Source organism: Pontibacter sp. HJ8, assembly GCF_054824225.1.
Genome location: NZ_JSYF01000234.1, coordinates 1 through 11,626, shown reverse-complemented (window position 1 = coordinate 11,626; position 11,626 = coordinate 1). Strand labels below are relative to the sequence as shown.

General features: G+C 52.2%; 10 protein-coding genes. All 10 read right to left on the bottom strand.

The genetic code is table 11. From position 1 onward, the window contains the following. On the bottom strand, positions 1–3,268 hold a 3,268-nt coding region (locus tag OB13_RS11065; RefSeq protein ID WP_461490227.1), incomplete at its 3' end, for a hypothetical protein. Continuing rightward, positions 3,265–6,972, bottom strand: a complete 3,708-nt coding sequence (locus OB13_RS11060; protein ID WP_461490226.1) for a sensor histidine kinase — start codon at positions 6,970–6,972, stop codon at positions 3,265–3,267. The genes OB13_RS11060 and OB13_RS11065, both read right to left, overlap by 4 nt. A 66-nt stretch (positions 6,973–7,038) precedes the next feature. Next, positions 7,039–7,425: a DUF983 domain-containing protein gene (locus tag OB13_RS11055; protein ID WP_461490225.1), complete on the bottom strand. Its 387-nt coding sequence runs from the start codon at positions 7,423–7,425 to the stop codon at positions 7,039–7,041. Beyond that, positions 7,409–7,687 (bottom strand): hypothetical protein, encoded by a 279-nt coding sequence (locus OB13_RS11050; protein WP_461490224.1) that lies wholly within the window; start codon positions 7,685–7,687, stop codon positions 7,409–7,411. The genes OB13_RS11055 and OB13_RS11050 overlap by 17 nt, the downstream gene beginning before the upstream one ends. A gap of 24 nt (positions 7,688–7,711) precedes the next feature. Then, positions 7,712–8,266: a DUF420 domain-containing protein gene (locus tag OB13_RS11045; protein WP_461490223.1), complete on the bottom strand. Its 555-nt coding sequence runs from the start codon at positions 8,264–8,266 to the stop codon at positions 7,712–7,714. Then, positions 8,244–8,870 (bottom strand): SCO family protein, encoded by a 627-nt coding sequence (locus tag OB13_RS11040; protein WP_461490222.1) that lies wholly within the window; start codon positions 8,868–8,870, stop codon positions 8,244–8,246. The genes OB13_RS11045 and OB13_RS11040 overlap by 23 nt, the downstream gene beginning before the upstream one ends. Before the next feature lie 54 nt (positions 8,871–8,924). Then, on the bottom strand, positions 8,925–9,272 hold the full coding sequence (locus OB13_RS11035) for a cytochrome C oxidase subunit IV family protein (RefSeq protein ID WP_461490221.1): 348 nt from the start codon (positions 9,270–9,272) through the stop codon (positions 8,925–8,927). 80 nt (positions 9,273–9,352) lie between these two features. Beyond that, complete coding sequence (locus OB13_RS11030) at positions 9,353–10,099, bottom strand: cytochrome c oxidase subunit 3 (protein WP_461490220.1); 747 nt, start codon at positions 10,097–10,099, stop codon at positions 9,353–9,355. A 26-nt stretch (positions 10,100–10,125) separates the two neighbouring features. Then, on the bottom strand, positions 10,126–10,716 hold the full coding sequence (locus tag OB13_RS11025) for a cytochrome c oxidase subunit 3 (protein ID WP_461490219.1): 591 nt from the start codon (positions 10,714–10,716) through the stop codon (positions 10,126–10,128). Positions 10,717–10,719: 3 nt separating this feature from the next. Continuing rightward, positions 10,720–11,616, bottom strand: coding sequence for a heme o synthase (cyoE, locus tag OB13_RS11020; RefSeq protein WP_461490228.1), 897 nt, complete (start codon positions 11,614–11,616; stop codon positions 10,720–10,722). Positions 11,617–11,626 lie beyond the last annotated feature (10 nt).

The window sequence follows — 11,626 nt, the reverse complement described above, 5'->3', positions numbered from 1 at the left end:
GGATGATGCCGGACACGGTACGCTTGCTTACCTGGCTTAGCTTCGTCTCCAGTCCCAGTTCATGGAAGATAGCCTGTTGCTCTGCATCGGCGGGTGAAAGCTCGTCCTCGCGCAGGGCCAGTTGGTAGGTGCCCGTGAAGCGCAGCTTCGTGTTGGGCTGGTAAGCCAGCTCCGGCGTCACTTCCTGCGACACAATGCTGAAGTTTTTGGATTCCAGGAAATTGGAGCGGTTGTCTCGGGTATTCTGCGCCAGGCTGACCCGGGAGCTCAGTACCTCATTCAGGTTGAGGCGGCCTACCAGCTGGTGACTGCCCACGCTGCGGGTTTCGGTGCCGTTAGCCAAAAGGGATTTCTGCTGGTTCTGCTGCAGGGTATACTCTAGGCCATACTTCGGATTACTCCGGTTAAAATACAGCGTATTGCGCAGCGACTTGATCAGCGAGATCAGAAACTCATCTTCAAAATCCTCGCTGAACGGATTGAAGCGGTTCATCACATCATCATCCGTCGTCTTCTTGTCGATGCTCACAAAAGACAAGGCCGAGAACTTCGAAGCAAAGCCTTTCCAACCTTCCTGGCTTCGCCAGCTGCGGGGCACGTTGCTGTTGAGGCGGTAGGTGAAGCGGTTGGTATAGGCGTTGATGTACTCATCCGTTGGTAGGAATACCTTGATGTAGCGGCGCTGATCCACGGTCTGGGCCTCCAGGTAGTCGTTCAGGTCGTTGGGGTTGCCCTCGTCACGGAGGTAGTGGGTGCCCTGCCCCGGCAGCGTCTCCCGGAAGATGAAAATTCGCTTCAGCTCGCGACCCGTGCCCACGGCATAACTAATTTCAGAACGAAAGCTGCCATCCAGGAAAGACGTGTTCCAGTCGATGCGCGACTGCACGGTTTCCTCGTCCAGCCCCTGCGCCAGCTTCAGTTTCCGGTACGTTGCCTGCACGCCTACATCGCTGTCCGTACCATACCGCTTCTGCAGCATGGCGTTGTAGGTCTGCCCTACTTCCGGCGCACCCAGTTCGCCTGCAGCTGTCGGCCGCAGGTCGGTGCGGTGGCTGTAGTCTACCCGGAAGCGCGTGCTGGCCGTGTCGCGGCTCTCCACAAATACCAGGTGCTCGTCAAAATACATCGCCGAACCCGTTACCGAATCCGTGCCCATCGCCTTGATCTTGTTCTTATCGAAGCGGTATACATAGCCCGGCTCCAGCTTGCCCAGCTTATACTTGGCGCCTACATCGCCCCTGTACCACTCCGACTCGCGGTCCGCCTGATCACTTTGGAGCATAAAAAAGTTGTTGCGCAGCTCCAGCTTGCCCACCTGCCGGAGCACATCCAGGTAATGCTGCACCCCGTTCACCTGCTGCTCGCGGTAGCGGCGGCTGATGCGGTAGTTCACCAGGTTCTGCGCATCGCGCACTGCCCCTACCGAGAAGTTAAAGATATGATCTTCGGCCTTCTTCTCCGTGTTGTTCAGACTCCAGTCACGGTCAAACTCAATGGGGCGGTAGCGGTCGATCGGCTCAAAGTTGACATCCGTATATTCATAGTTAAGTGTACTGTTGAGCTTATACTTCCCCAGGAAAGTTAGTTGCCTGTCCTGTAAGGTATAGCCTACCCGCATGGCCTTGCCATCATCGTCCTGGGCGTCGAGTTTGGAGAAGCGGTTGAGATCGTTCTGGGATGCAGCGCCTTCCAGGAAGAAATTAACTCCCTTCTCCACTTCGTAGTTTCCGCCCAGCGTGATGAGCTGCTTTTTGCGCGGCGTGGGCAGTAGGCGAACGGGCGCATAGTTGCCCTGCGGTACGCCGTTGAGAGGCGCTATCCACCGGTATACCCGTCCGTTCACGGCATTGTTGGCCACCACATAGTTGCCCCGGTTCGCCCCTACTTCCGAAAACCGCACATTGTATACCGCCGAATCCGGGTTGTTGGAATAGGCAAAGATCGTTTCGGGCAGCCCGTTCACCAGCGTGTCGCGCTGCGCGTACAGCACCTGTTGCGGATCGAAGGGCACCATTTCGGCCCCGGTCGTCACGGCCATGTTCAGGCTGTCGCCTATACCTGCCAGCAGCTGCTTGTCCTCTTCGCGCAGGTCGAGGTGCAGCAGGTTGTTGGGGTTATCGGACTCGTTGTAATAGTTGGCGTATACCTGCAGTTTGTTCAGCTGCTGGTAATGGCTGGCATGGTAGATACTGCGGCTATAGTTCATGTCCGAGTATTCGAAGTCTACCTTGATGCGGGAATTCTTGGTGATGACGTGGCGGGTGGTGAAGGTGATTTCGGCCTGGTTGTAATCGATCACATAGTCGAAGTCAAAGCCCCGGGTCAGCAGCCGCCCGTCCAGGAACACACGCTCCGAGTTGGCCAGCACGATGATGAAGCGCTCGTTGTTGGGACCCCGCAGGCGGTAAGGCCCCTGCACCCCTTCCAGCGCCTCCACTACCTGGGAAGCAAACTTGCCCTTCGAGACCGATGCGGCTATTGTGGTCGTCCCCATCCGCGCTTTCGACTTGCCGAAGGTGGTCTCAAAGGCCCCCCCCTGCACGTTTTTGTAAAACTGCATAAAGTACGAGGGCTTGCTCCGCAGCACCACATCCCCGGCCGATAGCTGCCACAGCTTATGCTTGAGCGTGATGTATACCCGGTCGAATTCATTCAGCTGCTGCGTATTTCCCTCCGGCTGAAAGGGGATGTTCTGGTCGGTGATGGCAGCCGTTATACTGATATCTTCTGTCAGTTTGCCGTCCAGCTGCAAGTTCAGCGTCGAGTTGACAAATACGTTCTGGGTGTTGCCAAACGAGATGCCGCGTGAGATACTGCCGGTCTTGTTGAGCCCGGGTGTTTTGAAAATCTCTTCGCGCTGGGCAAAATCTTCCTTATAAAAGTCTTTCTGAAAAGAGGTCATCTCCAGCTTGCCGATATCACGCCGGAAGGCCGGCCGGCTGAGGCTGAGCGGCAGCACCCGGTAGCATACCTGCACCGAGTCCCGCACAGGCACCTTGGTACCCAATGTATCCAGGAAAAGATAGGTCGGCTCGGGGAACTCCGTCAGCCTGAATTCGTGGGTTGTGTAGTTGTAGTCGAACCGGAATTGGTCTTTCCGGGGGCCGGAAAAGGTGATGGAGCCGACATCCAGCGTCATCGTGTCGAGCACTATAGGCTCGGCAGTCACGGGTATCCAGCGGCAGTGCCGGTTGCTGACGGTGGGCTGGGCCAGCACAGGCAGGCTCAGCAGCAACAGCAGGATACCAATGCCCCATCCCCTGGTCATGCCCTGGCCAGCGGTAAGGCAATATAAAACGTCGTTCCTTCTCCTTCTTCCGTCACAAACCAGATGCGACCTCCCGCGTTTTCTATTCCTTTTTTGGCTACGGCTAACCCTATACCTGAGCCGGTATACTTGGTACTGAAATTTGGAATAAACACCTTGTTCCGTATCTCAGCAGGTATACCGCTACCATTGTCGGTGATAGAGATCAGGGCTGTATCGTCCGGCTCCAGCTTCAGGCTTACTTTGATCACCGGCTTACGGCTGGCCGGCACCGACTGGATCGCATTCAGCAACAAGTTATTGAACGTCCGTACCATCAGCGCCTCATCCGCAAGTACGAGCACGGGCTCCTCCGGTATACAGATGACACTGCCGGTAGTGGCCGGGTTGTGGTGCAGGTCGGATGCTTTGCGCAGGGCCTGGCCCAGGTCCATCAGTTCCGCCTTCGGCTCCGGCATGGAGGTAAAGTTGGAGAAAGATGTGGCAATGTCGTTGAGAATGTTGATCTGGGTGATAAGCGTATGCGAGATCTTGTTGATCAGCTGCTCTGTGTTCGGGTTTTTATCGGCAATGGCTTTCTGCAGGTACTGCAGCGACAGCTTCATCGGCGTCAGCGGGTTCTTGATCTCGTGGGCCACCTGCCGTGCCATCTCCCGCCAGGCCGCTTCCTTTTCACGCATGGCCAGCTCGATCTTGTTCTGCTCCAGGGTCAGCAGCATGCGGTTGTACTCGTTCACCAGCATCCCGATCTCATCGGCTCCTTCATAGGCCAGCATCTCGTTCTTTCCGGTAAGGGAGGTATGTTTCAGCTTGTCGGCCAGCATGCGCAGTGGCACGGTGAGGGCACGCGAAGCAAAGAAGGTCAGGAGGATGAACATGATGAACATCACGGTGAAAATGTTCATCGTCGTGGTGATGAGCTCGATCAGTTTCAGGTCCAGCTGCCGCTCCGAGTCAAAGAAAGGGATGCCGATAAAGCCCAGCAGTCTGTCCGGATCATCGTTCTCACGCAGGGGCAGGTATAGCGCATTAAAACTCAGGTTGCCGGCCTGCTCATCGAGCAGCACCCGCAGTGCCTGCCGCTCCGATATGGCTGCAAACGCATTCGGGTTCACCAGCTTGGATAGCAGACCTGCCTCAAAGATCAGCGGCTGGCTGGTCACCAGCAGCCTGCCGTAGCGGTCGTACAAACTCACATCGGCTTCCGAGAGGGCGGCAACAGCCGTGACGCGTCGCAGGAGGCGGTTCTTGTCCTGCAACAGGTCCTGTGTGCCCTGGCGGGTCAGGTTGTCCTGTATGGCCTCCCCTCTTTTTTCATACGAAGAGAGCAGGTCTTTTTTGTAGGAAGCGGTCACCAGGCCGGCAGTGGCTATACTGACCAGCATGAGCGGCAGCAGGATACCGAAGTTCAGGAAGAGCTGGATCTTGGTACTGAAGTTGGGTTTGAACTCCCGCAGGCGCCGGCGCTGCAGCAAAATGTAAATCAGAGCCACTACGATAAGACAGCCCGTAAAGAACAGGAACAGGAAAGAGAAATTGGACAGGATCTCCCGTCCGCCATACTTGCTGGTGGTGATGATCACGACCTGATCCGTCCCGGTGCGCACGCCCAGGTGGTGGTAACCTGCCTGCGTGGTTCCCAGCCGGAACAATTCGCCGCGTTTAAGCAGGCTGGGCTTGAAATTGGTCGCATAGTCGTACTCGCCTTCGCTGTAGCTCAGCTTATCCTTTTCGTAGATCGCATAACTCAGGATATCGGCCCGGAAAGGTTGCTGGTGTTTCTGGTCCGAAAGCAATTCGGGCACCACACTGTTTGGCAGCAGTTCCTTCAAACTGAGCTGCAGCACAATGGTCCCGAGTTGCCGGTGGCCGAGCGGCACTTCGATCAGTTTGAGGTAATACTTGGTATGCGGCCTCACCGGATCATGGATCAGGAAAAGGTTTTTATATTCTGTGCGGGTCTGGGGCTTGTCATATTTGCGGCGGAGTTCCTGCAGGGTGGCCGCTGTCGTGTCCGCACTCTCCAGTGTCCGGCCTTCGCTATCGAAGAGCAGTATACTGGTTTCGTACTTATCGAAGTAGTCCCGCAGAAACTGCCGGGAGATTTTGCGTTTGATGAAAGTCGCATCCACATACGGTCCTTTCATCTTGGACTGGATCAGAATATCCTCCGAGATCCGCACAGCCACATCCTCCTCCAGCAGGTACTCTGCCAGCACGTCATTTTCCTGCAAAAGCTCAAAGGCAAACTTCTGCTTGTAGGCCAGCAACTCATTCTGGTAGTGCGTATAGAGCGCTGCAGCACCTGTGATGGCACTGGTTGCCATGATCAGGAAAAGGTACAGGTAGGTGCGGTACGGGAGACTGATCGCATGCCGGTAATGCGCCGCGACGATGATCACCATCCAGAACAACGTGCCGATCAGGATGACTCCGATGTACTCCAGGGCCATAACCAACGAGAGCACCAGCAAGACAACCAGTACGAGACCCAGGAGCTTATAAGGCCAAAGCGTACTTTCCCGTTTCAGCAGCACCGTGATTACCGAAGAGAGCATGTACGTAAACACACCCAGCGCCGCGGTATGCACGAACATCAGCCCATACATCACCAGTTTATACTTGCTCATCTCCAGCGACTGGCTGATATCCAGCCCCAGGGGAGAATTATGATAGATGCCGTGGTAAAACCGGAACAGAATGGCCAGCAACAGGTATAGCGCCAGTAGCGTAACCAGCTGCAACAGCCGGCTTTTATGTACAGGCAAACTTTTGAGCTTGCCCAGCACTTCATTTTTGTGGAAAAGATAAAAGGCAGCCCAGGCCACTGCTGTCAACAGCAACATGTTCAGCCCCAGATCACCTACCGAAGGTGACCAGAAGGAGGCCGCGTACAGCTTCGGGTCAAAAAGCGTTATCTCCGCAATAGCGAAAGGCAGGTTCAGCAGCAGCAGGGCCAGCCGGAACGATACCAGCAGCACGAGCAACAGAAATATACCCTGGCTATACCTTCCCTTCCTGAGCAGGCTTCTGCTTACGACGATGGCAAACCAGATAAAAAAGATACTCCCCAGACCCAGCAGCAGCAGCTGCAGGTTGTTATTGCGGCTGGCCACTCTCCCACTCTCAAATTCCACGGCAAACAGGAATTCATGATCCGGTGCCCGTACCTGTGGCAGGCTTCCGGGTCTTTCGAGCACCAGCTTGACAGCTGCATCCCCGAATATCTTTTTCTGCAGACCCGACGAGAGGTATGTATTATGGATTCCGTAATCTATTTGCAGCGGTATGTAGGTATAGATCTGGTAAGCGTCTGCCTGATGGGGCAGCACAATGAAGGTACCGTAGTTGTTGCGGATGGCCGTGGTCACCGTTGTAGTAGGTGGCAGATCAAGATCCGGAATCACGGTATGGTCGGACCAGAAGACGAGGCGACCGTTTTTATAGATAAAGGTAGGATAATGTGCCTGCTGCAGGAGGCTGGAAAAGTTCACGTCGCCGGTCTTCAGCTGATCGCCGATACGGGCCGCTTCCTTTCCTGCGTCTTCTATGGTATGGTGTACCCGCTGTGTTATGCTGCGCTGGGCTTGTTCGTAATTCACCGATAGCCAGCCGGCAGGTATGTTATAATGCAGAAAAGCTGTAGCTACAAAGCACAGCACAGCAGCAGCAAATAAGAGTATTGGCGTTACCTTCCGATTCAAAGCAGCATGGTTTATCCACGAATTTAAGCAAAACGTGTGATACGCGCTATTGATTCAGAGACTGAATTAGCGTCGTGGATAAGTAGGATCAAAATTCACACCAGAAAAGTAGTGCAGCAACATAATGCGGGCGTAGCGGAACAACTGCGGGGTAAACAAAAACACGATCGTGGCTACCGTTGTCAGGTATACCCAGATGGGCGGATCATGAGCCAGGTAGTACAGTAAGACGCCTACCGCCAGTACGATTCCGACCGAGAAACCGTAGCTGATGTACATAGCCCCCCAGAAAAAACCGACTTCCACCTCATAGTACATGCCGCACACGGGGCACTGCTCATGCATGTCGTCAAATTTGGCCAGGTGGTAGGCCGGGTGTGTAAATACTTCTCCCTGCCGGCATCTGGGGCACTTGCAGGCTAAGACAGCCTGCAGCCTAGACGGCTTTGACATTCTTTTTGCGGCTGCTCTTATACCATAAAAAGCCAACCGTACCTACCAGCAGGTAAGGAATGAGCATCAGGTATAGTATACCCGTGTTCAGGCCGGCGCCCACATCTGATTCGGAATCGGTACTGCCTGTACCCACATTGGACTCCACCGTAGCGCGGCACATGGCGCACTGGCTATAGGCAGAAGTGGAGGTAAAACTCAAGGCCAGGACCATCAGGCCTGCAAAGAAAAATTTAAATACTCGCTGCTTCATCTCTTTCATAACAGAATTCCTTCGTTACAGGTTCTAAGCATAATAAGGTGATATCAGAATATAAACCAGCACGCCGGTCACGGCCACATACAACCAGATCGGAAAGGTCCACCTGGAAATGCGGCGATGCTTTGCGAACTGCTCGCTGATAGCAAAGTATACGGATAACAATACCAGGGGTACAATCACCACCGCCAGCACAATGTGCGTCAGCAGGATGAAGTAGTAAAACATTTTCAGGAAGCCTTCGCCCCCAAAGATCGTGCGCTGGCCCAGGAAGTGGTAGGTCACATAGGATACCAGGAAGATAGCAGACAAGCTGAAGGCCGTCAGCATGGCTCCCCTGTGCACCTTGATGTTACCCCGCCTGATGTTATAGTACCCAACGACAAGCGCGATCGCTGTCATAGAGTTCAGGATGGCATGCAGGGTAGGCAGAAAAGAAACGTCTATCGAATGGCCGACCTCCTTCTCCCTGAAAAAAAGCATCGCCACCACAATAGGTATAGCAACCGACAGGATCGCGATCAGCACCAAGTACTTCTTATCTTTGCCCGCTGCCGGATTATTTTGCTTTACTGTATCCATCTAAAAGTACTTTAATTTCTATGATCAACCGGTCCACATCCTCAGGATTTGTCCCATCGTAGATACCGCGCACCAGTCTGTTCTTATCCACGAGCAGGAATTTTTCGCTGTGGATAAACTCCTGCTGCCCTTCTACCTGCTGTACGGGCAGATAAAAACCCTTCCGGGCAAGGCTGTAGATCTGCTCCCGGTCTCCTGTCAGGAAATACCATTTGTCAGGATCTGCGCCATACCGCTCGCCATACTCCTTAAGCACTTCTACTGAATCGTGTTCTGGGTTTACGGTAAAGGAGGCGATCTTTACCTGGGGCTCATTCTGGAAGGCTTCCTGCACGCGCACCAGCTGAGACGACATATCTTTGCAGATGTCCGGGCAGGTCGCAAAAAAGAAATCCGCTACATAAATGTGTCCATCCAGTTGGTTCTGTGTAACCGTCTTCCCTTGCTGAGAAGTTAACTGAAAGTCCGGAATCTTGTTGAAGAGGGTATCACCCGCCGCATCCACCAGGACTTCGCCGGTATCGTCTACCTGTGGGAAATAAGTTCGAAGGGTAAAATGGTGTTCACCAAATTGACCGATGAATATAAAAACGAGAAGAGGCACTAATAGTAGGATTCCTAATATTAGTGCCTTTACATTACTCATATGCTAAATACTTTAATTAAAGTAATTCGTAATCGAATCGTAGTAATAACTGCCTTCCGATATAAGGGCCACCATCAGCCAGATCACCAGGGCCAGAGGTATCAGGATTGACCAGATAAGCGCCTTGGACTCGTGCTTTAAGTGCATAAACTCCGCCACGATGTAGAACGCCTTGAAGATCGTCAGGATAATGAAGATCGAATTACGCAACGTGCTTGCATCCATGGTAAAGGCGAATATAAATTCGACTGCCGTAAGAGCTACCAGAATGAAGAACGTTTTCCAGATTACCCTTGTCTGCGCCTTAGGTATTTCACCTGTCTGCTGAAATTCGTTTGAGTGGTCAGAATGAGCCGCCATAGTATGTTTTATGTTTTAGAGGCAGCTTCCGGCCAACAAGAGACCGGTCGCTGCAGCTGTTTTAGATTTTTCTTTTTGGATTAGATCAGGTAGAAGAAGGTAAACACAAATACCCATACCAGGTCTACAAAGTGCCAGTAAAGACCTACTTTCTCCACCATCTCATAATGGCCGCGTTTGTGGTATACGCCATTTACTGTGCTAATGAAAGCAATGATCAGAAGCGTCCATCCTATGAACACGTGCGTGCCGTGGAAACCTGTGATAAAGAAGAACAGGTCTGCAAACAAGGGAGGACCGTATTGGTTGACCGTCAGGTTTGCCCCGAAGATACGGGTACCATCTGCCAGCAACATGCCTTCGTCAGTACCTGCTATAAAGTGCGACCACTCCCATGCCTGGCAACCTAAGAAAGTCGCACCAAACAGGATGGTCCATAGCAACCACTTCTGCACATCGTTTTTATCCATTCTATGTCCTGCTTCTACAGCCAGTACCATTGTCACAGAGCTGAGGATCAGAATCATGGTCATCAGGGCCACGAAGGCCAGCGGAAGGTCCATTCCATGCAGGCCAGGGAAAGCATTGAACACTTTTTCAGGTATAGGCCACCACTCTGTGGAGAAGGCGAACGCATCAGGCTCACCCTCGTAAGGGAGGTGGCTGTGACGTGACAGACCATAAACAATCAGGAATGCACCAAAAGTAAATGCATCAGATAGCAGGAAAAACCACATCATGAGTTTTCCATAGCTCGCTTTCAATGGTTCGTTACCACCGTCCCATGTACCTGTCTTAGGTGCTTCCAGCGTAGTTGATGTAGACATAGTTTATGTATTGTAAAGAAACTTGTTTAGTGATTTATTCTTAAAAATAGGTACAAATATATCCAGAGTCCACCTAAAAAGTGCCAATAATAAGTGCACAACTGAATGCGCAGCATGTTTTTGGAATGAACTCTATAGCGGATGGCCGCAATGATCACCGCAGTCACAAAGACCAGCCCTGTAACCAGGTGAAAACCGTGCACTCCTGTTAGTACATACAGGAATGAGCCTGAAGGGTTACTTGTTTCTCCTCCGAAGAAGATATTGTTGTTCACCAGTTCAGACCAGGCATTCCATTGTCCTACCAGGAACGCTATACCTAAACCAAGGGTCAGGTAGAGCATAACCCGCAGCATAGACAGGTTATCTTTTGCCGCTGCATTGTGTGCCAACTGCATCGTCACACTGCTTAGCACGATCACGATTGTGTTTATCAGCAGTATGCTGGGCAGGTCGTACTCCAGCCAGTTCCCTTCCGCACGCCTTACAATATAGGCACTCGTAAAGGCTGCAAACATCATAATAATACTAATAATAATCAACCACAGCGTAAACTTTAATGGATGTACTCCTGCTGTGTTGTTCTCTTCTCCAAGTGGTTTAGCAACCATATCCATAGGTTATAATTTATCTAAAACAAACGCTATCTGCACGATAGGTAAATATAAAAATGATCCGAACATGATGTTCATGGCAGCCTTTTTAGAACAGGTGCGCATGAGATAAAACGTCTGAGCCAGGAACAGCACCCCACATATGACCGCAATCAGGGCCGATGTAGTGCCTGTCATGCCAAACTGCAGGGGCAGCAAACTGAAGGGTATAAGCACCAGGGTATAGATCATGATCTGGAAAGCAGTCTTCAGATTTTTCCCCCCTTCCATCGGCAGCATTCTGAAACCGGCTCTTTTGTAGTCATCATCCAAAACCCAGGCGATGGCCCAGAAGTGTGGAAACTGCCAGAGAAATTGTATGCCAAACAGGATCCAGGCTTCAACACCCAAAACGCCTGTAGCTGCTACCCAGCCAATCAGAGGAGGCAAAGCACCCGGTATAGCTCCCACAAATACACAGATCGGGCTGATCCGCTTCAGGGGCGTATAGATGAAGCCATACAAGATGAGCGATAGCAAGGCAACAGCTGCTGTCAGCACATTAAAGAAATACCCCATGATAAACAGACCGCCTACTCCGAGCAGGATACAGAAGATGGTGGCATGAAACGGCGTGATCTGGCCCGTTGCCAAAGGACGTGTGGCCGTTCGCTTCATCAGCTTGTCCAGGTCCTTTTCAATAATCTGATTGATGATATTTGCCGAACCAGTCACCATCAGACCGCCAATAATAAGCAAAGCGATCTGTACCCAACTTCCACCCGGCTGCCCCAGGAGATAACCTATTGCACTGGAAAAAGCAACGGTCATGCTTAACCTGAACTTGAGAAGCTTAAAGTATGCTGAAGCTTTTTGTGCCATAATTGCTATGGACAGCACCGATTCTGATCTATTCGTAATCATAAACTCTGAA

Coding starts and splice junctions, on each gene's coding strand:
- OB13_RS11055 (WP_461490225.1), bottom strand. CDS start 7,425: ATGTCAAAGCCGTCTAGGCTGCAGGCTGTCTTAGCCTGCAAGTGCCCC.
- OB13_RS11050 (WP_461490224.1), bottom strand. CDS start 7,687: ATGAAAGAGATGAAGCAGCGAGTATTTAAATTTTTCTTTGCAGGCCTG.
- OB13_RS11045 (WP_461490223.1), bottom strand. CDS start 8,266: ATGGATACAGTAAAGCAAAATAATCCGGCAGCGGGCAAAGATAAGAAG.
- OB13_RS11035 (WP_461490221.1), bottom strand. CDS start 9,272: ATGGCGGCTCATTCTGACCACTCAAACGAATTTCAGCAGACAGGTGAA.
- OB13_RS11030 (WP_461490220.1), bottom strand. CDS start 10,099: ATGTCTACATCAACTACGCTGGAAGCACCTAAGACAGGTACATGGGAC.
- OB13_RS11025 (WP_461490219.1), bottom strand. CDS start 10,716: ATGGATATGGTTGCTAAACCACTTGGAGAAGAGAACAACACAGCAGGA.
- cyoE (WP_461490228.1), bottom strand. CDS start 11,616: ATGATTACGAATAGATCAGAATCGGTGCTGTCCATAGCAATTATGGCA.